A 25,197-nucleotide genomic window follows, 5' to 3' on the forward strand; every position below is an offset into this window, starting at 1 on the left:
CGTGGACGTGTTGGCCCCCTCCGACCCGGCTCGGGTCGGCCCCTACACGCTGCTGGGCCGCCTCGGGGCAGGCACCATGGGTGCGGTCTTCCTGGGCCGGTCGACCGGTGGACGCACGGTCGCCGTCAAGTTGATCCGGCCGGACCTGGCCGGCGACCCGGGGTTCCGCGCACGCTTCCGCGCGGAGGTCGCGGCGGCCCGGGCGGTCTCCGGAGCCTTCACCGCGCCGGTGGTCGACGCGGATCCCGACGCGCCCGTGCCCTGGATGGCGACGGCGTTCGTGCCGGGCATCTCGCTGCACGACGCGGTGGCCGTCGCGGGGCCCCTGCCCGAGCCGGCGCTTCGGGCCCTGACCGCGGGGATCGCCGAGGCTTTGGTGAGCGTCCACGCATCGGGACTGACCCATCGGGACCTGAAACCGGCGAACGTGCTGCTGGCCCTCGACGGACCCCACGTGATCGACTTCGGGATCGCACGGGCAGCCGAGGGGACGGCGCTCACGGCCACGGGCCGGCGCCTCGGGACACCGGCGTACATGTCACCGGAACAGGTGATGGGGCACCCGCTCACACCGGCGAGTGACGTGTTCGCGCTCGGCTCGACGATCGCGTTCGCCGCGAAGGGGTCGTCCCTGTTCGGCGACGGACCGGAACCGGAGGTCCTGCGCAGGGTGGTCCGGGACGAGCCGGACCTCACTGCGGTTCCGGAGGGGCTGCGCCTGACGGTCGCGGCCTGCCTGGCCAAGAGTCCCGAGGAGCGTCCGGCGCCGCGCGAGGTCGTCGAGTTCATCAGACGAGGGACGGGGCCCGCCACGGCGGGTGCCTGGCCGCCCGCGGTTTTGATGGACGCGATCGAGGAGGCGGCGGACGTCATGGCACCGGGGGTCCGGGCGGCTCCGGCACAGCCCCCTCCCCTCCCGGCCGGGGGCCCGCCACCCGCGTCCCCTTCGGACGCGGTACCGGCCGGGTCCTCCTCTCCGCCTCCCCCGGCCGCGCGACCGCTCGCCCGCCGAAAGCTCCTCCTGGGCATGGCCGGCGGAGCCCTGGCCCTCGCCGGCGGCGGCACGGCGCTCACGCTGGCGCTGCGCGACCCCTCGACGAAGGGCGCGGGCGGCGCGAAGCCCGCCGTAAACCTCGAGGACCCCGCGCGTTCGCTGGATCCGAAGGTCGTCGCGACTCCGTCGTGGACGGCGCCGCTCTCCGAGGCGCTCATCCAGGTGGCCGGTGACAAGGACACGGTCGTCGCCGTCGGCAGCGACCACGTCCGGGGCTTCGACCGGACGTCCGGCCGTGCCCTGTGGGGACCGCTCGGCAACACCGCCGACACGCAGTACGCGGGCACCGGGGGAGACTGCGTCGCGGTCGGCAACGGAATGGCGTTCGCACTGGGCGTCGTACGCAGTGCGGACAAGATCACCATGACCCGCAGGCTCAAGGCCATCGATCTCGCCACCGGCAAGGTCGCCTGGACGGTGGCGGCACCGAACACCGGCTTCCAGGAAACGTCGGTGCCCGGCATCCTCGACGGCTTGGTCTACGTCACCGGGACACTGGTGGGACGGGGCGGCCTCGACTTCACGAGCGGCCCCTTCATCTGGGCGGTGGACCCGGCCACCCGGAAGATCCGCTGGGAGAAGGTGATCGTGGAGGACTACCAGGACGGCCGCAGCACGAAGGCGAGACTCATGCTTCCGGCCACCGGCACCCGCCTGCTGTGGGCGACCAGCAACTCCGACGGCAGCTCACCCAAGATCTCCGGCCTCGACGTGAACGCGGGCGGAAAGGTCCGGTGGAGCCAGCCCGCTCCAGGAGGCAACCAGACGATCGCCACGTCCTTCGCGGCCCTGAGGGGCAACTGGCAGGACGCGGAGCACTGTTGGGCCGGCGGCTTCTTCCTCTACCTGGTCGACCGCCTCCACGCCGTCGACCCGGCCAACGGCCAGGTCGCCTGGAGCACGCCCACCGACGCGAAGGTGACCTTCACCGCCGTAGTGGCCGACCAGGACGGCTCAACGGTCTATGCCGCCGGAGCCGACTATCAGGGCCACGTCGTCGTGTACGCCTTCGACGCCGGAACCGGCGCCGTGCGCTGGGCGGGCTCGCTCGCTTTCGCCCCGTCCAACGTCGGACTCATCGCGATGCGGTGCGCGGACGGCCACGTCTACGTGTGGGCGAGGGGGAAGGTGTGGGCCCTCGCCACGGCCGACGGGACGGGACGCTGGACCTACGAGTTCAACGGCAGCGGCAACGCCCCGTATGCGGTCGCGATACCGTTCTGGGCCGGCGGCGGCAGGGTCTACGGCACGACCGACAAGGGCTTGGTGGCCATCAGCGCCACCGGTGACAAGGGGTCCGCCGCAGCCGGCGCGTGAGGCATCGGAACCGCTGATTCCTCCCTTGCCGGAGACCGGTCCCCGGGGGCGTCAGCTCCGTCCGACGTCCTACGAGACGTCCTCGCCGGCCCGCTGTCAGTGCCGCCTGGCGGGACGTCCTCGCCACCCTCCCCGAGGACGCCGTACCGATGGTGGCGGCCCAGTGGTACGACATCGAGGAGGTCGAGTTCGCGGACTACCCCGATGCCCGCGACGCGGTCGACACGTTCGTCGCCCTGGCCTGCCGGGCGCGCAGGGCGGGCGCCCATCTGTACTGCCGATGCAGCCTGTGAGGGTGCCCGTCGGGTACCGGTCGCGGTACAGGAGAAGGCGCCGGCCGGAGCTCAGACGGAACGTCGTGCCGAGGTCCTCCAGGACGGCGACCTCCGCATCCGCGCGGGCGTACGGCACGAAGAGGGGGGCCACTCGGCACGGACGACGGGACGCGCCCCGTATGCGGCTCGAGAAACACGCTGCCGCCCACGGACGGCGTGAGCATCCCGGAAGACCGTCACACCGGCCGCTTGGGGAGCAGCAGCGGGGTCGCCAGCAGGAGCACGCCTGCCAGGCCGATGGCCGTACGTGGGCCGAGCAGGCTGCCCAGCACGCCCCAGACGGCCGTCAGGAGCGCGGTCGAGGCCCTGATCGTCACCGCCCAGGCGGACAGCGTGCGGGCGACCCGGTCGGTCGCGGTGCGCTCGAGGCGGTAGGTGGCGTGGACCGGGTTGAAGACCCCGCAGCAGAAGATGAGCCCGAGCTCGACGCCCATCACCAGCAGCAGCCCGCCGGTGCCCGGCCCGAGAAAGGCCAGGCCGACGGGCCAGATCGCGCGCAGCGCCCCGGACACGACCAGGACCTGGTGCTGCCCGAACCGGGTGACGAGCGGTCGGGCTAGCCGCGAACCGAGCAGCCCGCCGATCGAGGGCGCGGCGAAGGCGAGGCCGTACTGCCACGGTGCGAACCCGAGCCGGCCGAGCATCAGGACGGTCAGCAGCGGCTGGGCGGCCATCACCAGGCCGTTGAACAAGGCGGTGTTGAAGAAGAGCGGACGCAGCGTCGCATCGGCGAGGATGTACCGCCAACCGTCGAGCAGGTCCCCGGCCCGCATGCGCGTGGCCTCCCGGCGCTCGGGCGGCGGCTCGTGTCCGCCCGTCGCGCGGATGCCCAGGGCCGAGAGCAGGTAGCTGACCGCGTCGGCCGCCACCGTCGCCACCGGACCTAGGAGCCCGATCGCGGCGCCGCCCAGCGGCGGTCCGATGATCGTGGTCGTCCAGGCCGTGGACTCCAACCGGGCGTTGGCGACGAGGAGGTCCTCTGTCGGCAGCAGTGTCTTCAGGTACGCGCCGGAAGCGGCGCGGAAGGTGATGTCGGCCGCCGCGACGACGACGGTGACCAGCAGGAGCTGAAGGAAAGTGAGCACGCCGAGCGCGAACGCGGCGGGGACCGTCAGCAGCGCCGCGAACCGCACCAGGTCCATCGCGATCAGCACCGGCCGTTTGCGGCGGAACTCCACCCAGGGGCCGAGCGGCACCGCCACGGCCGCACCCACCGCGGCCCCCACGGAGGAGAGCGCGGCGACCTCGGCCGGTCCGGCGTGCAGCACCTGGAGGGCGATCAGCGGGAACGCGCCGAAGGCGAGCCAGGTGCCGAGCGCGCTGGTCCCGTACGCGCCCCAGAGCCAGCCGAAGGGCCGCCCCAGCCGGTGCCCGCTCCTCATGCCCGACGCCCCCGCTCCTCGCCCGCACAACCGATCCGCGATCCGGAACATCCAAGCGAGCGCCACACCCGGGGATCAAACAACTGCAGGGCCGCCGGTCCACAACCGATGGTTGTACCCCTAGAGTGCCGGCATGGACCTCGACACCGTTCGGACCTTCGTCGCCGCCGCCGACGCAGGGCAGTTCCAGGAGGCCGCCGCCGAGCTGGCGGTCACCCAGCAGGCTGTCTCCAAGCGCATCGCCGCGCTGGAGCGTGGCCTCGGTGTGCGGCTGTTCACCCGCACCGCGCGCGGCGCCGAGCTCACCATCGACGGGCAGGCGTTCCTGCCCCACGCGCGTGAGCTGCTGCGCGTCGCCGAGCGCGCGGGCGCGTCCGTGCGCCCCGGCCGCCGTCCCCTGCGCGTCGACGTGATCGCTTCGCGCGGCGCGGCGTCGGGCCTGATGCGCGGCTTCCACCGCGCGCACCCCGAGATCGAGCTCGACGTGGTGTGGCTGTTCGACATCGAGACGGCCGTCACCGCCATCCGCTCCGGTGAGATCGACGCGTCCTTCCGTGCCGTCGCCGCGCCCGGCCGGCCCCTTCCCGAGGACATCGTGTCCGTCCGGGTGCTCGACGAGCCGCTCCAGCTCCTCACCGGCCCAGGCCACGCGCTGGCGGGCGCCCGGTCGGTGACCGTCGCTCAGCTCGTGGGGCACCGGATCTGGATGCCCGGCATCGTCCCCGGCACCGAGTGGGCCGCCTACTACGACGACCTCGTCGCCGAGTTCGGCCTCACCATCGAGGCGACCGGCCCCAACTTCGGCTCCGACGCGCTCCTCGACACCGTCGCCGACACCCCGGCCCTGGCCACTTTCATGGGCGGGGAGACCCGCCTCGTCTGGCCCGCCGGCCACGGCCTGCGCCGCATCCCGGTGATCGACCCGACGCCCGTCTACCCGCACTCGCTCCTCTGGCACCGCGACAACCCCCACCCAGCGCTGGCCACCCTGCGCGCCCACCTCGCCGCCACACCCCCCGGCCACGACGCCGCCGGTACCTGGGTGCCGCGCTGGGTGGTTCCCCGCTGAACGCCGCCGCGTCTTCGATCACCGTGGTCGGATCGACGGACGGTCAGTCGGCGGCAGGCGCCTCGGCGCACTCCGGCTCACCCCTCCGTGTGCCTCAGGTGCCATGACGGTGATCAAGGTCAAGGCAGTGACCTGCCGATTCGGCTCAGGAACCCCGGGTAACGGCTGGTGGCGGTGGCGGAGCCGGGCAGCGTGAAGGAGCAAGCCGGGCAGGACGCCGCGGACTCAGCCGTAGGCACTCGCTGGGTGCGTTCGCGGTGCAAGCCGGCGAGGACGCCTCCGAGCGGCGAGGGAGGTGCCACGCGCCCAGGAGGAGTCCGGGCGTCCGCTAGGAAAGGTCCGGGGCGTTCGCGTGGAGCGTGCCGCCCGGGTCCACGGTCATGGTCCAGTGGTACCGGCCGCTCACCGCTCTGTCGCCCGTGTCGTTCCTGCCGTCCCAGGCGCGGATGGCGGCACCTTCGTGCGAGCTGCCGGTGAGGGCGCGCACGGTGGTGCCGTAGGCGTCCTTGATGGTGAGCGTCCAGGACGCGGGTGGCCGGGTGAGCCGCCAGGTCCCTCCCATGGGCGGTCGCTCGCCTTGCGCAGGTCCACTACGAGTCCGCTCGCCAGTCGAACAGGCTGATCCGCGAGCGCGGCACCGTCACCGGCCGGATGTGGATCATCCGTTCGCCGTCGGTGTAGGCCACGTGGCGCCGTACCGGTTGGCGGTCAGCATGCCGATCCATGTCCCCTCGGGGACGGTGAAGAAGGGGGAGGTGGAGGCCGGGTGGCCCCGCCGAGGTGGAAGTCGGTGAGCGTCACCGTCCGCCCGTCCGCGGACTGCTGCACCGGATTGGTAGCCGTCGCCGGCCTTGGCGGGCAGCGCACCCGGGACGGTGATGTTCCGGCCGGTGCCGTGGTCCCACGCCGGCCTTGTCCGACGCGGAGCAGCGCCAGCGCCAGTACAGCCAGCGTCCGACCGCCTGCGGGTCGTCGGGGACGCAGCCGGAGCCGAGCGCCACCCCCGAGCCGCGACGGCACGGAAGAAGGGGTGCGTCCGGCGAAACGGTTGGCGTCGCCGCAGGTGCGGGACCGAGCTGGACGCTAGTGACTCGCCTCCGACGGACCGTCGCCGACCCCCGCCGGGGCGGCCATCGGTCGGTTTGCCGTAGGCGCCGCTGCTCGCGATGCCGAAGAGCATTGACCGGGCCTTGTTCCTGGTGGTGCTGGGACAGCGAGCCCCGCTGCCCCTTGCTCTCACTTGGGCATCAGGACGGTGTCGATGAGCTGCACCGTCGCGTTCGCGGTCGGGATGCCGCCGCAGACGATCTTCGCGGAGTCATTCACCGTGAAAGAGGCACCCGACCCCGAGGTGGTGAGGTTGCTGCCCTCCAGGGTTTTGAAGTCTCCGTCCGCGAGCTGGTTCTGCGTGATCTTTTCGCCCACCACGTGGTAGGTGAGGACCTTGGTCAGCTCCTCCTTGTCGGCCAGCAGGGCGTCGAGATCCGCCTTCGGGATCTTCTTGAACGCGGCGTTGGTCGGCGCGAACAGCGTGATGTCCTTGGACTTGTTCAGGGTGTCGCCCAGATCGGCAGCTTTCACCGCGGCGGCGAGTGTCGACAGTTCGGGGTTCTTCGAGGCTGCGGTGGCTACCTGGTCGTCGGCCATGTCGTCGAGGCCGCCTGTGCCTTCCTTCGGTACCGACGCACAGCCCGGGCCGAACGGCTGCGAGACGTTGCCGGCGGACGCAGTCGGCGCCGCCATTGCCAGGGTCACTGGAAAGATGAGTGCCGCTGAGGCGGTGAGGACGGAGCGGCGGATTCGAGTGACGTTCATGGGTCGTCTCCTCCGGGGGAGGGCTCTGCCTGCACTGGTCCGGTACGCGGCCGGTAAAGGATCGGTCCGACCGGTACCGCGGGCGCCGCGAGCGCATACCTGCGTATCCCGCAGACCCACCATTTCAGCGTCACACAGATGGTTCCCTGCTGCTCAGCGAGTCGGTCAGGTTGCGCGTTCGCGGAGTACCCCTGGTCGATCGCGGAGCGCGGAGACGGAGCGCAAGAGGGGGAACACCAGGACGAGACGCCGTGGCAGAGCCCCGCCCGCCGCCTGGCGGAAGTGGTACCGGATGAGGCCCCGGGCCGCTCCGGCGGCGGGTTGACCAGCAAGATCCACCTGACGCGCGACGACATCCATGGGGGAGCCTCGGCCGCTGTCATCCATGAGGGAGCCTCGGCCCCCGTACTGCCAGAGCTCGTGGACCGGGAGCTGGGCGAGGCCGTGCGCCGGTGCATGTGAGGTCGTGCGGCGGCGCATGCGGCGGGAGGATGTTCCGGAACCGGGCCGGGCAGGGCGTTCAGGGCCTGCTCGGCGAAACACTCGGGTCGTGGCGTCGGGCCGTGCGTGGTACGCGGTGTGGGGCGTGGCTGGGATCCGGTGGTTGCAGCCGCCGGTTCCGCTGCTTCACCGAACCCTGGCTGGGAGCCCTGGTGCCCGGGAAGGCGGCGGTTGCAGCGTTTGCCGCAAGCATGTCCTGGAGCGGGACAAGCCCGTGGGCCCCGGGTGTTCCCGGAGCCCACAGGCCGACTGCTGCTTGGTGAATCACCAGCGGTACCAGCGGCCCCTGCGGCCGCCCGTGTCCGCACTGCGCAGGACGAAGCCCAACAGCCAGACGACCAGCACGATGACGGCGATCCACCACAGTGCCTTCAGCGCGAAGCCCGCGCCGAAGAGGATCAGAGCCAGCAGCAGAACGAGAAGCAGGGGAACCATAGTTATCAACCTCCGTGACTCCTCGTGCCCGGCGGATCAAAGAACACGCGGCCGATTTACCTGGTTTCTTCACCGCTTTCGCGGGCACTGGGCTCAGTTTCTCCACACGGGCGTCCACCTCACCGCCGGGTCGGCGTGTGGAGTGCACGGTGCCGTCGGCTTGTCAGCCTGTTCAGGAGGGGAGGGCAGCCTGAAGCGTGGCATACGTCGGCAGGAGTTCGTCGAGGCCGACGATGTGCAGGAGCCGCTGCACGGCTGGTGGAACGTTGGCCAGGCGAAGCCAGCCGTCGCTCTCCTGTGCGGCGCGGTAGGCGTGGACGAGGGAGTTGATGCCGCTGGAGTCCATGAACGTGACGTGTTCGAAGTCGATGACCGTGCGGGGCGCGCGTCCATCGCCTCTGTCGTTGTCGAACGCCCAGTCCACGAACCCCACGCTGCCGCGGTCGATCTCGCCGCGCAGCCTCAGGACGCGCACGCCCTGAGGAGTGGTGTGCTGGGAGACGGCCAAGCGGGACGCGTCCATGTGACCACCTCGTTCTGCGCGCAACGGAGTCGGCGTCCTCCCCACGCAAGCGCAGGACCGGTTGCAATGTCAACAAAATCCGGGTTCGTCTTCCCCGCCGCCGCAGGGGATGACACGGGGGCCGGTGACAGCACCCTTGTCGGCCGAGGCCGCCCACGTGTCCCGCCGTGACCAGTCGACGGCCGGTGACGTCGGCCTGATCATGGACGGCGTCGCCTCACCTCCAGGAAGAGCCGCCTGTGAACTGCGCACGGTCCCCGAGGGCGCCGTCCTCACCCTGCAGCAGGGCGATGACCCGGGCCGCCCTGGCGGGATCACGGTGACGTTGCGCGCGGGTGACCCGCGGGTCCGTGTCGGCGGCACGGGAGTTCTCATCAGCTGGGCGGTCGTCTCAGTTGTGTAGCGGCGGTCGCAGTCCCGACGGCAGGCGCCGGGACTGCGACCTGCCGCCCGTCCCGGCGTGGCAGTCGGCCGCTGGTGATGCCGACGAAGGCCAGGAAGTGCTCGGCTCTGTGCTCGTGGCACCTGCGCTGGCGGCGGCGGCCATTGAGCCGACATGACGCTCGCCGCGGTGGTGACAGTCCGCCAAAACCCTCGTACGTCCGCGTAGATGAGGGGCTCCGCCCTCACTCGGTCGGGCGCGGCGGCGCCGCGCCGCAGCTGCGGTCAGACGGTGTTGACCGTGCCGCCGTGCATGACCAAGTCGGCGCCGCCGGGTGTGTGCCCCCGCTTCGAGAGCCCGAGAGTTACCGCGTCGGCGACCTCCTCAGGTTCGCTGCGTCACCCGGGGTTTGCGGGGTGTCAGAGCATGAGCAGCAGCCGTGTGTTGGCTACGAGTTTCCGGTTCACGCTGGTGCTCTGCACGAAGATGGTGAAGTCGTCGTTGTGATTCGGCTTGACGCGAATCTCCACGTCGGGCAGGCCGAGCAGGGCTCGGGCCTCGGGCCCGGTGTACACCCGGTCCGTCTTCTTCTCCAGCACCGCTATCTGCTTGTGCGCCTGGATCTTCTCCGGCTTGCTCAGCTGGTAGAACGCACCACCGGTCCGGTAGGTGTGCCCGCATTCGACGACCCAGTCCCGGATCGCCGCGTCACGCGCCACGGGGATCAGCTGGTACTTCGACGGATTCACCGGGGTGAGGCCGGCCGCCTTGATCGTCTCCTTGTTGACCGCCTCCGCCCCCGTGGAGAACACCGCCCGTGATCCCCGGATGCCCTGGGCGCGGCCCACCATGAAGTTCTCGGTGGCCTGCCGGATGACCTGCCCGGCCTCCTCCAGGCCCTGGGTGCTCGTGGCGTCCCAGATGGCGATGTTGTCCTTGGGGAAACCGCACTGCATGGCCTCGCGCTTGCCCATCTGGTCCGGCACGAGGACGGCCAGCGTCCAGTTGTCCTGCTGTGTTCCGATCATCTCGGCCACGGCCTCGACCAGTTCACGCTGATTCGTGGCAGGGGCGTCCGGGCAGCGATGACTTGCGTTCTCCTGCCCGTCGGTGAGCACGAACGTCAGGAAGCTGTGGTCGCCGTACAGTTGAGCCGTCTGCGCCAGCTCCCGCTGCGACTTCAGCGCGGCCGCCAGCAGAGCCGTCATTCCACCGACCCGGTACAGCTGCTTCAGCGACGGCATCCTCAGCACGTCCTTGTCGTAGATGACGCACTCCACCTTGTCCGCGAAGACGTACACCGTGACGCGCGTTTCCTGCTCCAGCTCCCTCGACCGGCGGGCAAGATAGGCGATCTGCTGGTCGGCGACCTCGACGACCTTGCGGCTCAGGTGCGACATGGACGAACTGGCATCCAGCACAAGAGCGACGTGATTGATGTAGTTCTGGTTTCCGGACATGACAACTCCCCCTCGTTCCGACTCGGTTTCCTCACTCTCTCACCCACCACTGACAATCGATCTTGGCTCCCGGGCTGGGCGAAGACACCGCCCGGCCAGGGGCGCGGCCGGGACGCGGCACGAGCCCGGGGCGGGACCTCTCGGGCGGGTGTCGGTGTGGTGAGAGTCGGTGGTGGCCGTCCGGTCGGAAGCGTTGGGGAACGATGCCGGCTCAGGTTCGAGAGGTCTCACAGTCGAGGTCCTGCCCGCGGACGCCTCGAAGAGCCGCGACGCGAAGGCGGCGGAGCAGCTCAGGGTCGCGTACGGCGACGGCGTCCTGCGGTTCGAGGCACCGGCGGCGAAGAACCGGATCCTCGGCGCCTCCGGTTCCGCCGAGGTGACGGTCCAACTGCCCGCCGGCTCACGCGAGGCGAAGGCGGCCGCCGCCGAGTTCCGGGGGCCGGACGGCTCGGTGACGTCACCTTCGAGGGCGCGCAGGAAACCGTGTGCGGGGCCTCGATCAGCAGCACCGCGGGAACGCGCGCTGCCGCGCATGACCGAGCTCGGCCTCCGGGCCCTGGACGTACGCCCTTACGCCACCAAGACCCCGTGAACCCAAGGAGCATCGCACCCGGCCCCGTCTCCCGCCCAGGTGAAGAGCCTGGCCGGAGAGGCGCCTCGGCCGATCCAAGATTCGGCCAAGGTTTCTCCCATGCCCGGCGGTAAAGGTGGTGAACGTCGCTCATCCGGCTCCGGAGCAGCCCTGGGGCTCGGCGGTCCGTACGGGAACTCCTGTGCGGCGTCGCCAGGCGGACCAGTGGGGCGGTGGGCCGAGTCACGTACGGACCGGACGGCGAGCGTCGGCAACAGCCGCCGGCGCAGGGTGGATGCCGTTCCGCGCTCGTACGGCGGAAGCGACACGGCCAGCAAGACACGAACTCTGTGTTCCTACCGAGGGAGAGATCCATGCGTATTCGCCGTGCTGTCGCGACCATGGCCGTCGGCGCCGCACTCGTGCTGGGCGTCTCGGTCGGGCCGGCGCTTGCCGCCCCGTCCGACGCGACCACCGCCGCAACGGTCGAGTCCGACCAGGTGGTGCGGGGGGAGGGAGGTGCCGGCATCGCGGCGGGGACCGCGCACTACTGGGCCACTTACAACACCCTCACCGACTGCACCGTGGCCGGCATCATGGTCCTCCAGTCCAATCCCGACCGCTACTACCATGCCGAGTGCACCCCTTCGGGCACCCGGTACAAGCTGTGGATCTGGTTCTGACAGCTCGCGGTTCGTGCGCGGACGCAGGGAGGGAAGCTCTGACACCTGCTTCCCGGCCTGCAACATCAACCTGAGTGACGGCGACGTGGTCTGGTGCTCGCTCCCGGTGTGGTCGATCACCGGAGGCGGGTGACCTGCCTGAGGAGTCCGGTGCTGCCCGCGCTCCCCGCACCCGGGGACGCGGGCGGCTCCGCGCGCAGCAGCTGTTGCCGTGACCGGGCCGTGCTGGTCCGGCCCCGGTACAGGCGGACCGGCCGGCGGACGCCGTCACCTGGCTACCCGCCGGCATCACCCGAGGACCGGGTACGCCTTGTTGTCAGGTTCACACCAGAGGCGGCGTATCCTGCCGGGGCCGGAGAGCCGTCGGGTGATCCGGTACGCCGACGGGGAGTGAACCGCCTCGCCGGGGCAGTCGGTGCCGTGGCCCCGTCCCTGCCTCCGCCGAGGCGCCGCCCGTGCGCAGCGCACCCCCTGCGGCCGCACGCGCCCCGTACCGCGGCCCCCGCAAGCAGCAGCGACGACCTGTCGATCACCCGTAGACGTCTCATGGACGAGTCGTAGACACGCCTGGTCGAGGATCGAGGCGGATCCACACAGGCCCGTCACCACGACGAGGCACACACGGGGGATCGAATCCTGGGGGGACCACATGGGGATGACGCGGTGAGCGCGCGGCCGGCGCAGACAGCCGGATCACGAGCGTTGTTGGGACGCAGCGGGGAGACCGCAGCGCTGAGGAATCTCGTCGCGCAGGCCTGTGCCGGCACGGGCGGTGTCCTCGTGCTGCACGGCGAGGCAGGCATCGGTAAGACCGCCCTGCTCGACAGCGTCCAGACCGAGTACGCGGCACTTCAGGTCCTGCGCGTGAACACGACACAGACCGAGACCGAGCTGTCCTTCGCCGGGCTCCAGCACCTGACCGGCCCGCTGCTGCACCACGGGGGCGGCCTGCCGCAACCGCAGCGCGGCGCGCTCGGCGTGGCTCTCGGACGCCGTTCGGGTGCCGATCCCGACCACCTGCACCTGGGGCTCGCCGTCATGGGTCTCCTCTCGGCCGCTGCCGAGGAACAGCCGGTCGTCTGCCTCGTCGACGACGCGCAGTGGATGGACCGCAGGTCCCTCGCCGTGCTCGCCTTCGTGGCCCGGCGGGCCGCCGCCCGGCGCATCGCCTTCGTCTTCGCCGCAGAGGACGCCGACCACCTCGCGGAGCTGTCCGGACTGCCGCGGCATGCCGTCAGGCCTCTCGGTGACCGGGACGCGCGGGAGCTGCTGGACGCCACCGTGCGGGCCCCGCTCGACCAGCGGGTGCGTGAGCGGGTCCTGACGGAGGCGCACGGCAACCCACTGGCCCTGCTCCACCTCCCGCGCTGGATCGGACCGACCGAGATGACGGCCAGGGCGGCCATCGCGGACATGAGGGCACCGAAGCGACTGGAGGAGTCCTTCCGGACCCGGCTGTCCCAGCTCCCGGACGACACGCAGCGGCTGCTGCTCCTGGCGGCTGCGGAACCGGACGGCAGCCCTCTCGTGGTGCGCCGGGCCGCGGCGCTGCTGGACATCGGACCGGACGCCCCGGCGGTGGCGGAGGCCGCGGGCCTCCTCGTCATCCGTACGCGGATGACCTTCCGCCATCCCCTCCTGCGGTCCATGATCTACGCGGCGGCCTCCTCGACCGACCGGCGGCGCGCGCACGCCGCCCTGGCCGAATGCTATGACGCCACGCAGGACCCGGACCGGCAGGCCTGGCACCTGGGGCAGGCCGCCGCGGACTTCGACGAGTACACGGCCGACCGCCTGGAGGACGCCGCGCGCAGGGCGGCGAAGCGCGTCGGCACGGGCGTCGCCGCCGGTTTCTGGGAGCTGGCCGCCGCCCTCACGGCGGATCGCGGGGCCAGGGCGTCACGGTTGCTGTCCGCGGCGCGCGCGAAGCAGGAGACCGGCGCGTTCCACGAGGCCCTCGCCATCCTGACCTCCCTCAAGCACGAGGCGCTGCCCGACGCCGACCGTACCCGGGTGGTCCTTCTGCACGCCCGCACGGTCTCCTCCCTCCAGCGCGACGAGGAGGCGGTGCAACTGCTGACGGACGCGGCGCGCAGGGTGGCGGAGCAGGATCCCGCGGCAGGGCGGCGTCTCCTGCTCGACGCGTTCGCGGCCGTCGCCTTCTCCGGGCGGTACCTGCCCCGGAGTCAGCTTGCGGACATCGTCGCCGAGGCCCGACGGTTGCCTTCGCACCCGGACGCGGACGGCCCGGTGGAACTCCTGCTGCAGGCCCAGATCACCGCGGTCACGAAGGGATCCGCGGCCGCCGCACCGCTGATGGCGCGAGCGGTGCGGAGATGCCTGGCCGAGCCCCGCGCCCAGGCGTTGAGCGACCCGGACGTGGCACGCCTCGCCGGCGACGCGGCCCTGTACGCGGGGGACGCGCACGCGTGGCAGCGGTTGGTGGCCAGGCAGGTGCGGAGCGCGCGCGAGAACCGGGATCACGCCGCTCTGCCCATCGCGCTGAACCACCAGGCCATGCTGGACCTGCACCTCGGCCGCCTGGACGACGCAGCGGAGCGGGCAACGGAGGCCCACGGCATCACCGAGGCCCTCGGTATGGCGCCGCTGCGCTACGCGGACCTCGCTCTGGCCGCGTGGCGGGGGGACGAGTCGGCGGGTTTCCCGCTCATCGACCTCGCCACGCGTGAAGCCGGTGAACGCCGGGAGGGGAGGCTGCTGACGGCTGCGGAATACGCCCGCGCCGTCCTGCACAACGGAGCGGGCCGGCCGGAGGCGGCGCTCGCAGCCGTGGGCGAGCCGTACGACGCGGCCGGAGCGGGATACCGAGGCCTGTTGGCGGCGGAGTGTGCCGAGGCGGCCGTGGCGTGCGGGGAGGCGGCCCGGGCCCGATCGGCCTGCGAGGTGCTCCGTGAGAACGCGCGGGCGTGCGGCACTCCGTGGGCCGAGGGACTGTACCTGCAGACCGCGGCACTGCTGCAACGCGGCTTCGAGAGCCACGAGTTGTACCGGCAGGCCGCCGAGCAGCTGACCCGGGCCGGTGCGGTGCTGCAGGCGGCCCGCGCCCGGCTGCTGTGGGGGGAGTGGCTCCTGCAGAGCGGGCACCGCACGCAGGCACGCCAACCGCTTCGGCAGGCCTGGACGGATTTCTCCGAGGCGGGCGCACGGGCCTTCCAGGCCAGGGCCGCCATCAGGCTCGGTGGGGCGGGCGAGCGAACGGTGGGGTCCGACCGGGGCGTTCACGCACTGACAGCCCGCGAGCTGCGGGTGGCGCGCATGGTGGCCGCGGGGGAGACCTCCCGTGAGATCGGCGCGGCCCTGTTCATCAGTCCCCGAACGGTCGACGCCCACGTCCGCAGCATTCTGCGCAAGCTCGACGTCCCCTTACGACGCCACCTCCAGCGCGTCGAGGGACTGCGGGCGGCCGAGCGGACCGAGGCGTGAACCCGCGCGCAGGCGGTTCGCACCGCCACTGCGCGCGGTGGCGGACAGGCATGATGCGGTCGGGCAGCCACGGGCTGAGGGGGCGTCCCGGACACCCGCCGACGCCCGGTACAGGGCACACCGACCTCGTCCGGGGCGAGCCGGGAACGGCATGACCCGAGGAACTCTCCGAGAGTGACGAGCTGGTCCATGGGCTTCATGGTGCGCAACGGGCGGGACGGTCGGCGAGCCGGAAGGGGGGCCGTGTTCTTCCTGCCCCGCCGCTCGCCCGGCCGGTTCCTGGGTGCGGTACTCCCAGGTACACGGCGGCCTGGTGCGGGGGCGCGGGGGTGGCGACCGTGGTTGCAGCTCCGAACCGCTTGGGGGTCGGCGCTGTTCCTCCGTTTCGAGATTGGGTGGGTGCCATGTACCTCGACGATTCCGTACGCAAGGGCCTGCTGGACCGGCTGCGTGCCTCGGCCGGCGCTCGCGACCGGCGCGTCCTGCTCACGGGCGCCACGGTGGTCACGATGGATCCGGCACTGGGCGTGCTGTCCAAGGGCGATGTGCTGATCGAGGGCGATGTGATCGCCGCGGTGGGTGAGGACCTGCGGGCGCAGGGCGCCGAAGCGGACGCGGTGGTGATCGACGCGTCGGGATGCGTCGTGGCGCCGGGGTTCGTGGACACGCACCGGCACGCGTGGGAGGCGCAGCTGCGCCGGATCATGCCGGACGTGGACGACCTGGGCGGCTATGTCACCAGCACGCTGCTGGGCTACGCGCCGGTGTACCGGCCGCACGACATGTACGTCGGCACCCGGCTGGCAGCCCTGACGGCCCTCGACAGCGGCATCACCACCATGCTCGACTTCTCCCACAACTCGCGCACGGCCGCGCACTCCGACGCCGCGGTGCAGGCGCTGGTGGACTCGGGCATCCGGGGCGTGCACGCGGCGATGGCCCCGCACTTCGGCGACTGGGACCAGCAGTGGCCCGCGGACGTGGCGCGGCTGCAGAAGGAGTACGGCAGCGGCCTGCTCACCTTCCGCATCGCCGCTTTGGCGACGGGTGAGATCGCCGGCCCGGAGCGGGCGTACGGGCCGCGGCTGGCTGCGGCGGCCCGCGAGCTGGGGGTCGGGGTGAGCGTGGACGCGGTCTTCGGGCTGCCGTCGTCGCAGGCGATCCTGGCGTGGGAGCGGCAGGGACTGCTTGGCCCGGACCTGACGCTGATCCACTCCACCGGTCTGACCCCGGACGCGTGGCGGGCCATCGGCGACAGCGGGACGACGATCGCCCTGGCGCCGACGTCGGACGCGCAGATCGGCCTGGAGTCGGCGATTCCCGCGGTCGACGAGGCATTGGCGGTGGGTGTCCGGCCAGGGCTGAGCATCGATGTGGAGGTCGCCCTGGCGAGTGACATGTTCACTCAGATGCGGGCGCTGCACGCGATCCAGCGGATGCGGGCGGTGAACGCCGCCTACGGCACGGACGCGGAGCCGCGCCGGATCAGTACGTCCGATGTCCTCGACTTCGCCACCCTGCAAGGGGCCCGGACGAACGGGCTGGGCGAGGTGACGGGTTCGCTGACACCGGGCAAGCAGGCCGACGTGCTGGTCGTCCGCGCCGAGGACGTCAACAACATGCCGCTGAACGACGCGGTGGGCACGCTGGTGCTGGGTACCGACGCCCGCAACGTCGACACCGTCTTCGTCGCCGGCCAGGTCCGCAAGTGGGACGGCCGGCTCCTCGACGTCGACCTGGCCGCCCTGCGCGACGACGTCGCCGCATCCCGCGACTACGTCCTCGCCGCCGGTACCACCGCCTGACCCTCACTTCGCCCCCGCAGGCAGACGGCGCCACCCGCACGGTGTGGCGCCGTCAGGGCGTGCGCGCGCGGGTGCGTGCGTTGATGGCGGGCCGGGTGACCAGGCAGCTGTCCGTGTCGGTAATGCCGGATCAGTGGACCCTACCGATGCGGGGCGCGGCCGGCGGTCCGCAGGATGGGCGTGTGAGGGGCCACGACGCGTGCCGCTGCCATACCGGCTCGCCCGTGACACCTCTGCCGGCAGACCAGCCGGAGTGGAGAACCGGGCCGGTCGACCTCCCCCGATCGGTCGGCCCGGTTCGGCGTCCGCCGGGGCCGGTGACACCGGCCCCGGCGGGGTGCGGGAGGAGGAGTACATCCCGCAGGCCGCGTCCGTGTTCAGCGCACCCTGCCGCGGGCCTTGAGACGGGTCTCGGGCAGATCCGGCGCGGGGGTGGGATCCCCCGCGAAACCGTGGACGGTGCCGAAGCGGCGTCCGGCGTTCCAGTCCGCACGGGCCTCGGCGATGTCCTCGCCGGTGCGGCCGATGAAGTTCCACCACATGACGATCTTCTCGTCGAACGGCTCACCGCCCAAGAGCAGCAGTCCGCTGTCCGTGGCGGCCCGCAAGGGGAGCTCCCGGCGGCCGCACCCCAGGTACAGCATGGACCCGGGCTCCAGTGGCACGCCGTCGACGCGCGTCGAGCCGGACATGGTCAGGACCGCGTACTCGAAATCGGGTTCCAGCGGCAGTTTCACGTCGGCGCCCCGGGAGAGGGCGAGGTCCGCTCCGACCAGGGGCGAGTAGGTGGTGCCGGGGGAGGCCGCGCCGTCGATCTCGCCGAGGATGACGGTCGCCCGCAGCCCGGTGCGCGAGGTGATCAGCGGGAGGTCGGTGTGGTGCTCGAAGGCGGGAGAGACGTGGCGGTGCGCGTCGGGGAGGGCGACCCAGAGCTGGGCCCCGTGCAGCAGCGGCGCGTGCGAGCGAGGGGACTGCTCGGCGTGGGCGATGGCCCGGCCCGCGGTCATCAGCCCGAGCTCACGGGGGCGGATGGTCTGCAGACTGCCCACGCTGTCGCGGTGCAGGACGTCCCCGTCGTGCAGCCAGCTGACCGTCTGCAGGCCGGTGTGCGGATGGGGCGGGACCCACATGCCGGGCTCGTCGGCGATGTCGTCGGGGCCATAGTGGTCGACGAAGCACCAGGCCCCGACCATCCTGCGCCCGAGGTTGGGCAGCGGTCTACGGACGACGGTGCTCTCGCCGAGCGGGGTGACCCGGGGCTGGAGCAGTTGGTGGACGGGGCGGGCCGAGACCTCGTCGCGGCCTCCTCGGCGCAGTACGGCCGGCGCGGTGTCGAGATCGCTCACGCCGTCACAGCCCGAACCGCGCGCGGTCCTGCTGCGGGACCAGGTCGACGTAGTCCGGGTGCCGTGTGATCCACCCGCGGACGAAGGGGCAGTAGGGCAGCACCTTCAGGTCGTGTTCCCGGGCCGAGTCGAGGGCGCTGTTGATGAGCAGCCCGGCGAGGCCGTGGCCACCGAACCGCTGGCCGATCTCGGTGTGCAGGAAGGCGATCTCGTCCTTGTACGCGTGGTACTGGGCGAAACCGGCCAGGTCCTCGCCCTCGTGGATCTCGAAGCGGGACTGGGACTGGTTGTCGGTCACCTGCGGGGCCATGGACTCTCCTGTGCCTGGTAGGGGCTTCGTGCGGGCGAGGTCGGACGCGGCGCCGGCGGTGGCGCTCCGCCCCGCTCGCCGCCGGTCGCGCTCACTGCAGTGTTTTCATGATGCGTCAACAAAATATGGAACGTCCGGAGGTTCTAGTGGCGAGCGGCGATCCGGCGTGCCGCCAGTCCGAGCAGATAGGCGTTGACCAGGGCGCAGGCCGCGATCAGCAGGGAGAACGGCAGTACCTCGAAGGCGCCCGACAGCAGGAGCACGACGCTGAGCGGGGCGGTGGCCGCGATGGAGTGGATGCCCGCGAAGGAGGAGTCCGCCTGGGCGACGAAGGCCGCGTCCACATGCGCCCACGCCAGCACGGAGGTGACGGCGGCCAGGTAGATGCGCGAGGCCCAGCTGCCGGTGACCGTGCGCAGGACGGACCGGGACGTGACGGCGATGCTCATGGTGCCCTTCGGGGTGTGGCGGCGACGGGAGGTCCGTGTGCGGACGCACCGACCCTGACATGGCTCGACGGCACCTCGCGTCGGCAGCAACTGCCTACCTCGTCGCATACTGGCGCCCGGCCGGCCGGCGAACCGTTCCGTCCGGCCGGGCATCGCCGCTCGCGCGGCTGACCTTTGGTGATGCGTCAACAAGATGATAGTCTCGGCCTATGACCGAACCGCCATGGCTGAGCCCCGAAGAGGCCGACGTATGGGCCACGTACCGGCGCCTGGGCCGTGAGCTGCACCGCGCCCAGGAGCGGCAGCTCCTGCGGGACTCGGGACTGTCCGCGGCGGACTACGCGCTGCTGGCCCCGTTGTCCGAGGCCCCGGACGGTCTGCTGCGAGCCAAGGACCTCGGAGCCGAGGTGGACTGGGAGCGCAGCCGTCTGTCGCACCAGATCAGCCGCATGGAGAAGCGCGGTCTCGTCACCCGGGAGGCGTGCGCCGAGGACGCCCGCGGTTCCATGGTCCGGCTCACACCGGCGGGACGGCAGGCCATCGAGGAAGCCGCGCCACGGCACGCGGAGACGGTGCGCCGGCTCTTCTTCGACCCGTTCACGGACCAGGAGGTCCGCGTCCTCGGCGAGTTGCTCGGCCGAGTCCTCGCACAGGTCGACGCGGAGGCGACGGACCCGGCCTGAGAGGTCCTGACAGAAGTCGTTGATGAGGTGACTTCGGTCTGGGCGGTCGTTGGCTCGTGGGGAAACGTCACTCACGGCCTTGGATCGTGTCGGACGACCTGTGGTCGCTCATCGAGCCGTTGCTGCCCGAGCCGGGTCCGGAGAAGGTGGGGGGCGGCTTCGGGTGCCGGACCGGCAGGCCCGGTGCGGGATCCCGTTCGGGTGCGTCTGCTTCCCGCCCGCCACGGCCTGACCGCATCGACCCTGCCGAACGCCGACTCCGTGGCCGACCTCGGCTCGGGCCGTTGGCAGGAACGGACCGTCGAGGGGATCCGGCGTGCCGCGGACCGCCCGGCGCCCGCCGGATCGTCCTCGCCGGGCACTCCGTGGGCGGACTGTCCGTCGTCCGTCTGCACCCGGCCCCCGACGCCGACGGCGCCCGGCCGACCGGGGTACTTGTCATCGACCACCCTGCCCCGACTCCTCAGGACGCATACCGACGATGACACAGCTCTCGAATCCCGAGATCGCCCAGGTACTCGCCCATGACGGCTTCCCCCCGGAGTTACTCGACGACGAGGACATGCCGGCGGAGATCGCGCACGGCCTGCGCGCCGACGCCGCGGTGGCCGACCGCCTCGCCGAACGGATATCCCCCACCGGCCGCCTCACCGACCCGCACGTGCTGTGCGGACGGGCCGAGCGGTTCATCCCGACCGAACGCCGCGCCGCCCGGGCCCACCGGGCGTCGGGGGAGTTCCAGCCGACGGTCGTCCCCGGCCGGCACAGCCTCGACGCGACCCGGACCGCCGCCGTCGGCCGTGCCCCCGCCGGCGCGCTCGCCGCGACCCGCACCGAGGAGGACGCGGCGTGAGCGGTCTGCAGAAATCACTGGGCGGCACCGTCGGCACCTTCCTCGCACTGTCCACCATCCTCGGCAGCGGCATGATGATCCTGCCCGGGACGAGCTACCAGGACCTGGGCCGCTCCGCATGGCTGCCCTGGGCCGTCGCCGCCGTGTCGGTCATCCCGCTGCTGTACTGCTACGCCTGGCTCGGCCGCCGCCACCCGTCGGCGTCCGGGGTCGCCCACTACTCCGAGGTCGCCTTCGGCCGGTCCGTCGGGCGGTCCTCCGGACTGCTGGCCACCCTCGCGCTGGTCGCCGGCATCCCGGCGACCGCCATCACCGGCGGGCGCTACGTCGCCCAGTTCTCCGGCGTGCCGACTCTGGCCTGGCTCTTCCCGGTCGCCGTCCTGACCGCGGCCACCCTGATCGGGTGCCTGGGCGCGCACGTGTCCGGGAAGGTCCAGGTCGCCCTGGTGCTCGGCTTGTTCGTCCTGGTCACCTGCACCGCACTGGTCGCGCTCGGGACGCACGGCGTGCAGGCGCCGAGCACCGAGGTACCGCCGCCGGGGGAGCTGGGCGGCGTCCTCACCGCCGTCTACGTCGCCTTCACCGGCTGGGAGACCGTGGCCTTCACCTTCGAGGAGCACAAGCGGCCGGACGCCATCCCCCGCATCTTCGCCGCCTCCTACGTCATCGTGGTGGCCCTGTACGGTCTGGTGCTGCTGGGCCTGTTCAGCGCGGTGGCCCCCGGCGACGAGGCCCTCGACGACGCCCCGTTGCTGCGGCTGGCGGAGCGCTCGCTCGGCGAGCTGGGCCGGCCGGTGACGCTGGCACTGGTCGTCGCCGCCATCACCGCGAACGTGTGCGCCTCGGTGCTGGCCTTGTCCCGGCTGGTGTTCGGCATGGCACGCAGCGGCTATCTGCCCGGCCCGCTGGCCCGGGTACGCGACCGGGACGGCAACCCGGTGACGTCCGTGCTGGTGGTCGGCGCGGTCCTGACCGTGATCGCGTTGCTGGGCGCGACGGGCGTCATGTCGTTCGAGCTGCTCTTCGTGCTGTCCGGCGGCATCTACTTCGCGCTCTACGGCCTGGGCGCGGCCTCGTACGCGAAGCTGGCCGGACCCGGCGGCACGCCCAGGGTGGTCACCGCGCTGTGCGCCGTCACGGTGGTCGCCGTCACCGTGCTCGCCGGTCCGCCCATGTGGGCGTGCTGGGCGCTGTTCGCCGCCGTCTGGCTGGTGACCGCCGTCCTCGCTGGACGCCCCTCGACGAGGGAACCCGAGTACGAGAGCGCGGACCGGTGAGCGCGGCGGCGCGGACAGGCGACGAGCACGAACCCGCGGAGACCGGCATGAACGACGCCGAGAGCACCACCGTCTTCTGGAGCGGATCCGACCGCCGCCGCTCCCGCCCGCCGAGCACCGCCCCGGGTCGGCATTCACCCGCGCCCGCTACCACCACGGGGGCGGTCATCGGCGGGATCACCGGCAGCCGGAGGCGGCCCCCGACGCCCGGCCGGCCGACTCGATGCGGCGGGCTCGCTGGGACCCAAGCCGACGGTCACTTGATCGACGACTTCTGTCAGGACCTCTGAGCGACGCCCGCCGCTGAGCCTGGGTGGAGCACACCCAGGAAACCCGCGGCCTGGTACCCGGTGCTGACGCGGGCGACCGTGGATGCCATGAACACGCACGACACCTCTTCCCCCGCCCCGCACCCCTACGTCGGCATGTGGGTCACCGCCGACGGACACATTCGCCAGGAACTGCTGCCGAACGGCCGCTACGACGAGGCCCGCGGCACCCGGCGGAGCGCGTACACCGGCAGCTACACCGTCACCGGCGACCACATCGACTACGTCGACGACACCGGTTTCACCGCCACCGGAGACGTCCGCGACGGCGTCCTCTACCACGAACACCTGGTCCTGTACCGCGAGGACGAGGTGCCGGCCCGCGACGGCCGCTGACCAGGCTGTCCTGCCCAGCGCACGGGCAGGACAGCCTCCCCTCTTTCTTCCCACCCGTCGTTCCCCGGAGCCCTGGAAGGCGCACGGACATGGAGAGCCTGGAACTGGTCGTCGCCGTCGCTGCGGCCGTGCTCGTCACCGGATGGACCGCCCGCCGCACCGGCCTGAGCGAACCCCTGCTCCTGCTGGGCGCGGGCTGCCTCATGGGCCTGACGCCGGCCTTCGACGCCATCACCCTCTCGCCCGAAGTGGTGCTGCTGCTGTTCCTGCCCGCCCTGCTGTACTGGGAGGCGCTGACCTCCTCGGTCCGGGAGATCCGGCACAACCTGCGCACCATCGCCCTGCAGTCCACCCTGCTGGTCCTGGTCACCGCGCTGGCCGTGGCGGTCGTGGCCCACGCCTTCGGTCACCCCTGGCCCCTGGCCCTCGTCCTCGGCGCGGTGCTCGCGCCGACCGACGCCGCCGCCGTCGCCGCCGTGGCCCGCGCCATGCCCCGGCGCATCCTGACCGTGCTGCGCACCGAGAGCCTCCTCAACGACGGCACAGCTCTGGTGCTGCTCGCCGTCACCATCGAGGTGGTGGCCGAGGACGCCCCGTTCAGCTGGGCGGGGACCTCCCTGCGCTTCGTCGAGTCCTACGCCGGCGGCATCGCCATCGGCGTTGCCGTCGCCCTGCTGCTCAGGCTGATCCGGCGCCGGCTCGGCGACCCGCTGCTGCACAGCGTCCTCAGCGTCGCCACACCGTTCTTCGCCTTCCTGCCCGCCGAGCTCCTGCACGTCTCGGGCGTCCTGGCCGTCGTCACCTGCGGACTGGTCAGCAGCCGGTACGGGCCCCGGGTGATCAGCCCTGACGCCCGCGTGCAGGCCACCGCCTTCTGGGAGGTCACCAGCCACCTCCTCAACAGCGCTCTGTTCGTTCTGGTGGGCACGCAACTGCCCGCCGCGGTCCGGGCCCTGACCTCCACGGACCTGCTGCGGGCCGTCACGGTGGCCCTCGCCGTGAGCGCCGCGGTCGTCGGGACGAGGTTCCTGTGGTTCTACAGCGTCCCCTACGCGGTGCGTCTGGTGGACCGGCGGCCCGTGCAGAAGGAACGCCGGATCGGGGCTGCGCAGCGGCTGCCGCTGGCCTGGGCCGGCATGCGCGGCGCCATCTCCCTGGCGGCCGCCCTCACCATCCCGGCCGTGACCGCCGAGGGACGGCCCCTGGAACACCGGGACGCCATCGTCTTCACCACGGTCGTCGTCATCGTCGTGACCCTCACCGTGCTCGGTCCCACCCTGCCGGCCGTGGTCCGGCGGGCCCGGTTCGACACCGACGAGGAGCAGACCGCCGAGTCCCTCCTCGCCCACCGCCATCTCAGCGCCGCCGCGCTGCGCGCGCTGCCCGCACTGGCCCGCCGCTACGGAGTCGAAGGGAACACCGTCGCCCACCTGGAACGTGACATCAGCGACCGCCTCCACGGCGGGGAGGACGCCACCCGGCGCAGCCATGGCGCCCACCAACTGGAGACCGCGCTGCTGCACGTCAAACGGCAGGCGCTGACCGAGCTGCGGGACGCCGGGCGCATCGACGACATCGTGTTGCGCGGCGTCCAGGACGTCCTGGACGCCGAGGACGTACGGCTGTCGATCAAGGCGGCGCGGATGTCGGGGGTGACCGGCGCACCGGACCGCGAGGCCGTGCCACCGCGTCGTTCGTAGCCGACGTCCCGAGTCGGCCAGGTCATCGCCCCGCGCAGGACGGCGCCGTCACCAGGGCCGGAAGCGCGCCTTCCGAGCCGCCCGCGTGGAACGGCGCACCCGACCCCGGGCGCGCCCCGCCCGGTCCCGGCAGGACATCCGAGCCGGCCTGGATGTCCCGTGTCCGCTCGGTGCCGTCCGGGCGTGAGTGACACGTGCGAGTCCTCACCGTCACGCCGTACCTCATGCCTCATGCGGAAGCGATGGCAAGACGGCCCCGACTCGGGAGGGGCTCGGGCGGGGGGTGCGCGAACCGACATCGGTCGGGGGCGTGCGCGGACGGACGGTCACGTATCCGACACGGGCGCCAAGTTGACGCCCGCCACCCGCAAGTTGTTGACGTGTCATCAAAAATTAGGTTAGCTTTCAACTATCCCCCGAGGGGGCAGGGGACCGGGAAACCGCCCAGGTCCGCGCGCCCCTCGGAAGCTGACCGGAGGATCGTCATGAACAAGCAGTCCCTCATGCCGCGTGTCGCCGTCGTGCTCGCGACCCTGGGTGCCGTCGCGACCGGCTCCGCCCTCTCGGCGCACGCCGTGACTCCGCAGGCTCCGGTGACGGCCGTGTCCGCTGCCGCGGAGAGCCAGGGCGAACTCTTCCCGGAGCTGAACGGCCTGCGCGTCAAGGCGGTCAACTCCGACGACGTCTACCTCGTCCTGGACGGCCGTCGGCACCTGATCCCCAGCTCCGTCACCTACAACGCGCTCTTCCGCAGTGCCGACGGCGTACGGCTGGTCCTCACCACCGCGAACATCGCCGACGGCGGACCGCTCACCGCCTATGCCTACCTGGCCCGCAGCGCCGACGACACCACCGTCCATCTCGTCTCCAACGGTTCCAAGCGTGAGATCACGCCCGCAGCCCTGGACGAGTTCGGCTTCAACACGACGGCGGTCCGCACGACCTACCCGTCGGTGCTGGCCGCCCTTCCCACCGCCGCCCCGCTCGCCTGATCCGCACCGCGTCAGGGCCGTCCCCGGCCGGCTCGCTCCCACCGGCCGTAGGCGCGCGGCGGGGGGGGCCCCCCGGGGGGGGGGGGGGGCCGCGGCGGCGGGGGGGGGGGGGGGGGGGGGGGGGGGCCCGGGGGGGGGCGCCCCCG

Annotated in this window: 23 protein-coding genes and 1 pseudogene; 14 read left to right on the top strand and 10 right to left on the bottom strand. The window is 72.0% G+C overall.

Annotated elements, in window-relative coordinates; translation table 11 throughout:
- Position 1 precedes the first annotated feature (1 nt).
- Positions 2 to 2,371, top strand: coding sequence for a PQQ-binding-like beta-propeller repeat protein (locus ACIBBD_RS17965; protein ID WP_399420369.1), 2,370 nt, complete (start codon positions 2 to 4; stop codon positions 2,369 to 2,371).
- A 149-nt stretch (positions 2,372 to 2,520) separates the two neighbouring features.
- Complete coding sequence (locus ACIBBD_RS17970; protein WP_399420370.1) at positions 2,521 to 2,664, top strand: hypothetical protein; 144 nt, start codon at positions 2,521 to 2,523, stop codon at positions 2,662 to 2,664.
- Positions 2,665 to 2,882: 218 nt separating this feature from the next.
- On the opposite strand, the gene ACIBBD_RS17975 is transcribed toward ACIBBD_RS17970, so the two are convergent.
- Positions 2,883 to 4,088 carry an MFS transporter gene (locus tag ACIBBD_RS17975; protein ID WP_399420371.1) on the bottom strand — a complete coding sequence of 402 codons (1,206 nt, stop codon included), beginning with the start codon at positions 4,086 to 4,088 and terminating at the stop codon, positions 2,883 to 2,885.
- 133 nt (positions 4,089 to 4,221) lie between these two features.
- Between ACIBBD_RS17975 and ACIBBD_RS17980 the strand changes: the two genes are divergently transcribed.
- On the top strand, positions 4,222 to 5,157 hold the full coding sequence (locus ACIBBD_RS17980; protein ID WP_399420372.1) for a LysR family transcriptional regulator: 936 nt from the start codon (positions 4,222 to 4,224) through the stop codon (positions 5,155 to 5,157).
- A gap of 328 nt (positions 5,158 to 5,485) precedes the next feature.
- Here ACIBBD_RS17980 and ACIBBD_RS17985 read toward each other — a convergent pair whose 3' ends face one another.
- The 5 genes from ACIBBD_RS17985 to ACIBBD_RS18005 all read right to left on the bottom strand — a co-directional run bounded on the left by ACIBBD_RS17985 (position 5,486) and on the right by ACIBBD_RS18005 (position 8,431).
- On the bottom strand, positions 5,486 to 5,719 hold the full coding sequence (locus ACIBBD_RS17985) for a FlgD immunoglobulin-like domain containing protein (RefSeq protein ID WP_399420373.1): 234 nt from the start codon (positions 5,717 to 5,719) through the stop codon (positions 5,486 to 5,488).
- Positions 5,720 to 5,747: 28 nt separating this feature from the next.
- The gene (locus ACIBBD_RS17990; RefSeq protein ID WP_399420375.1) at positions 5,748 to 5,882 is read right to left on the bottom strand and encodes a hypothetical protein; all 135 of its coding nucleotides are present in this window, start codon (positions 5,880 to 5,882) and stop codon (positions 5,748 to 5,750) included.
- 511 nt (positions 5,883 to 6,393) lie between these two features.
- On the bottom strand, positions 6,394 to 6,972 hold the full coding sequence (locus ACIBBD_RS17995) for a fasciclin domain-containing protein (protein ID WP_399420376.1): 579 nt from the start codon (positions 6,970 to 6,972) through the stop codon (positions 6,394 to 6,396).
- A gap of 765 nt (positions 6,973 to 7,737) precedes the next feature.
- A complete protein-coding gene (locus ACIBBD_RS18000) occupies positions 7,738 to 7,908 on the bottom strand; it encodes a hydrophobic protein (protein ID WP_399420377.1) in 171 nt (56 codons plus the stop codon).
- Positions 7,909 to 8,080: 172 nt separating this feature from the next.
- A complete protein-coding gene (locus ACIBBD_RS18005) occupies positions 8,081 to 8,431 on the bottom strand; it encodes an STAS domain-containing protein (protein WP_399420378.1) in 351 nt (116 codons plus the stop codon).
- Positions 8,432 to 8,555: 124 nt separating this feature from the next.
- On the opposite strand from ACIBBD_RS18005, the gene ACIBBD_RS18010 reads away from it, so the two are divergent.
- Positions 8,556 to 8,834 carry a hypothetical protein gene (locus tag ACIBBD_RS18010; RefSeq protein WP_399420379.1) on the top strand — a complete coding sequence of 93 codons (279 nt, stop codon included), beginning with the start codon at positions 8,556 to 8,558 and terminating at the stop codon, positions 8,832 to 8,834.
- A 398-nt stretch (positions 8,835 to 9,232) separates the two neighbouring features.
- Here the strand turns inward: ACIBBD_RS18010 and ACIBBD_RS18015 are convergent, their stop codons facing one another.
- On the bottom strand, positions 9,233 to 10,273 hold the full coding sequence (locus tag ACIBBD_RS18015) for a vWA domain-containing protein (protein WP_399420380.1): 1,041 nt from the start codon (positions 10,271 to 10,273) through the stop codon (positions 9,233 to 9,235).
- Positions 10,274 to 10,502: 229 nt separating this feature from the next.
- Between ACIBBD_RS18015 and ACIBBD_RS18020 the strand changes: the two are divergent.
- The 4 genes and pseudogenes from ACIBBD_RS18020 to ACIBBD_RS18035 all read left to right on the top strand — a co-directional run.
- Positions 10,503 to 10,759, top strand: a pseudogene (locus tag ACIBBD_RS18020) (hypothetical protein); the annotation flags it as partial.
- 459 nt (positions 10,760 to 11,218) lie between these two features.
- Positions 11,219 to 11,527, top strand: a complete 309-nt coding sequence (locus tag ACIBBD_RS18025) for a hypothetical protein (protein WP_399420381.1) — start codon at positions 11,219 to 11,221, stop codon at positions 11,525 to 11,527.
- 705 nt (positions 11,528 to 12,232) lie between these two features.
- Positions 12,233 to 14,971, top strand: coding sequence for an AAA family ATPase (locus tag ACIBBD_RS18030; protein ID WP_399420382.1), 2,739 nt, complete (start codon positions 12,233 to 12,235; stop codon positions 14,969 to 14,971).
- A gap of 404 nt (positions 14,972 to 15,375) precedes the next feature.
- Positions 15,376 to 16,776 (top strand): amidohydrolase family protein, encoded by a 1,401-nt coding sequence (locus ACIBBD_RS18035; protein ID WP_399420383.1) that lies wholly within the window; start codon positions 15,376 to 15,378, stop codon positions 16,774 to 16,776.
- Positions 16,777 to 17,153: 377 nt separating this feature from the next.
- Here the strand turns inward: ACIBBD_RS18035 and ACIBBD_RS18040 are convergent, their stop codons facing one another.
- The 3 genes from ACIBBD_RS18040 to ACIBBD_RS18050 form a co-directional block, all read right to left on the bottom strand.
- The gene (locus ACIBBD_RS18040) at positions 17,154 to 18,122 is read right to left on the bottom strand and encodes a pirin family protein (protein WP_399420384.1); all 969 of its coding nucleotides are present in this window, start codon (positions 18,120 to 18,122) and stop codon (positions 17,154 to 17,156) included.
- A 4-nt stretch (positions 18,123 to 18,126) separates the two neighbouring features.
- The gene (locus tag ACIBBD_RS18045) at positions 18,127 to 18,432 is read right to left on the bottom strand and encodes a GNAT family N-acetyltransferase (RefSeq protein ID WP_399420385.1); all 306 of its coding nucleotides are present in this window, start codon (positions 18,430 to 18,432) and stop codon (positions 18,127 to 18,129) included.
- A 143-nt stretch (positions 18,433 to 18,575) separates the two neighbouring features.
- The gene (locus ACIBBD_RS18050) at positions 18,576 to 18,881 is read right to left on the bottom strand and encodes an SCO4225 family membrane protein (RefSeq protein ID WP_399420386.1); all 306 of its coding nucleotides are present in this window, start codon (positions 18,879 to 18,881) and stop codon (positions 18,576 to 18,578) included.
- Positions 18,882 to 19,090: 209 nt separating this feature from the next.
- Here ACIBBD_RS18050 and ACIBBD_RS18055 point away from each other — a divergent pair, with 209 nt between their 5' ends.
- From ACIBBD_RS18055 to ACIBBD_RS18080, 6 genes are all read left to right on the top strand, one after another.
- On the top strand, positions 19,091 to 19,564 hold the full coding sequence (locus tag ACIBBD_RS18055; protein WP_399420387.1) for a MarR family winged helix-turn-helix transcriptional regulator: 474 nt from the start codon (positions 19,091 to 19,093) through the stop codon (positions 19,562 to 19,564).
- Positions 19,565 to 20,045: 481 nt separating this feature from the next.
- A complete protein-coding gene (locus ACIBBD_RS18060) occupies positions 20,046 to 20,417 on the top strand; it encodes a hypothetical protein (protein ID WP_399420388.1) in 372 nt (123 codons plus the stop codon).
- A complete protein-coding gene (locus tag ACIBBD_RS18065) occupies positions 20,414 to 21,694 on the top strand; it encodes an APC family permease (protein WP_399420389.1) in 1,281 nt (426 codons plus the stop codon). Before ACIBBD_RS18060 ends, ACIBBD_RS18065 begins: the two co-directional genes overlap by 4 nt.
- 377 nt (positions 21,695 to 22,071) lie before the next feature.
- The gene (locus ACIBBD_RS18070; RefSeq protein ID WP_399420390.1) at positions 22,072 to 22,359 is read left to right on the top strand and encodes an Atu4866 domain-containing protein; all 288 of its coding nucleotides are present in this window, start codon (positions 22,072 to 22,074) and stop codon (positions 22,357 to 22,359) included.
- An 89-nt stretch (positions 22,360 to 22,448) separates the two neighbouring features.
- Positions 22,449 to 24,059 (top strand): Na+/H+ antiporter, encoded by a 1,611-nt coding sequence (locus ACIBBD_RS18075; RefSeq protein ID WP_399420391.1) that lies wholly within the window; start codon positions 22,449 to 22,451, stop codon positions 24,057 to 24,059.
- A gap of 485 nt (positions 24,060 to 24,544) precedes the next feature.
- Positions 24,545 to 25,051 carry a hypothetical protein gene (locus tag ACIBBD_RS18080; RefSeq protein WP_399420392.1) on the top strand — a complete coding sequence of 169 codons (507 nt, stop codon included), beginning with the start codon at positions 24,545 to 24,547 and terminating at the stop codon, positions 25,049 to 25,051.
- The last annotated feature ends 146 nt before the right edge of the window (positions 25,052 to 25,197 follow it).

Origin of the sequence: Streptomyces sp. NPDC051315 (assembly GCF_044455165.1) — a bacterium.
In the GTDB taxonomy this organism is placed as follows: Bacteria; Actinomycetota; Actinomycetes; order Streptomycetales; family Streptomycetaceae; genus Streptomyces.

Excerpts from the sequence above, each read along its gene's own strand:
- ACIBBD_RS17970 (WP_399420370.1), top strand. The coding sequence starts at position 2,521 with ATGGTGGCGGCCCAGTGGTACGACATCGAGGAGGTCGAGTTCGCGGAC.
- ACIBBD_RS17975 (WP_399420371.1), bottom strand. The coding sequence starts at position 4,088 with ATGAGGAGCGGGCACCGGCTGGGGCGGCCCTTCGGCTGGCTCTGGGGC.
- ACIBBD_RS17980 (WP_399420372.1), top strand. The coding sequence starts at position 4,222 with ATGGACCTCGACACCGTTCGGACCTTCGTCGCCGCCGCCGACGCAGGG.
- ACIBBD_RS17985 (WP_399420373.1), bottom strand. The coding sequence starts at position 5,719 with ATGGGAGGGACCTGGCGGCTCACCCGGCCACCCGCGTCCTGGACGCTC.
- ACIBBD_RS17990 (WP_399420375.1), bottom strand. The coding sequence starts at position 5,882 with ATGGATCGGCATGCTGACCGCCAACCGGTACGGCGCCACGTGGCCTAC.
- ACIBBD_RS17995 (WP_399420376.1), bottom strand. The coding sequence starts at position 6,972 with ATGAACGTCACTCGAATCCGCCGCTCCGTCCTCACCGCCTCAGCGGCA.
- ACIBBD_RS18000 (WP_399420377.1), bottom strand. The coding sequence starts at position 7,908 with ATGGTTCCCCTGCTTCTCGTTCTGCTGCTGGCTCTGATCCTCTTCGGC.
- ACIBBD_RS18005 (WP_399420378.1), bottom strand. The coding sequence starts at position 8,431 with ATGGACGCGTCCCGCTTGGCCGTCTCCCAGCACACCACTCCTCAGGGC.
- ACIBBD_RS18015 (WP_399420380.1), bottom strand. The coding sequence starts at position 10,273 with ATGTCCGGAAACCAGAACTACATCAATCACGTCGCTCTTGTGCTGGAT.
- ACIBBD_RS18025 (WP_399420381.1), top strand. The coding sequence starts at position 11,219 with ATGCGTATTCGCCGTGCTGTCGCGACCATGGCCGTCGGCGCCGCACTC.
- ACIBBD_RS18035 (WP_399420383.1), top strand. The coding sequence starts at position 15,376 with ATGTACCTCGACGATTCCGTACGCAAGGGCCTGCTGGACCGGCTGCGT.
- ACIBBD_RS18045 (WP_399420385.1), bottom strand. The coding sequence starts at position 18,432 with ATGGCCCCGCAGGTGACCGACAACCAGTCCCAGTCCCGCTTCGAGATC.
- ACIBBD_RS18050 (WP_399420386.1), bottom strand. The coding sequence starts at position 18,881 with ATGAGCATCGCCGTCACGTCCCGGTCCGTCCTGCGCACGGTCACCGGC.
- ACIBBD_RS18055 (WP_399420387.1), top strand. The coding sequence starts at position 19,091 with ATGACCGAACCGCCATGGCTGAGCCCCGAAGAGGCCGACGTATGGGCC.
- ACIBBD_RS18060 (WP_399420388.1), top strand. The coding sequence starts at position 20,046 with ATGACACAGCTCTCGAATCCCGAGATCGCCCAGGTACTCGCCCATGAC.
- ACIBBD_RS18070 (WP_399420390.1), top strand. The coding sequence starts at position 22,072 with ATGAACACGCACGACACCTCTTCCCCCGCCCCGCACCCCTACGTCGGC.
- ACIBBD_RS18075 (WP_399420391.1), top strand. The coding sequence starts at position 22,449 with ATGGAGAGCCTGGAACTGGTCGTCGCCGTCGCTGCGGCCGTGCTCGTC.
- ACIBBD_RS18080 (WP_399420392.1), top strand. The coding sequence starts at position 24,545 with ATGAACAAGCAGTCCCTCATGCCGCGTGTCGCCGTCGTGCTCGCGACC.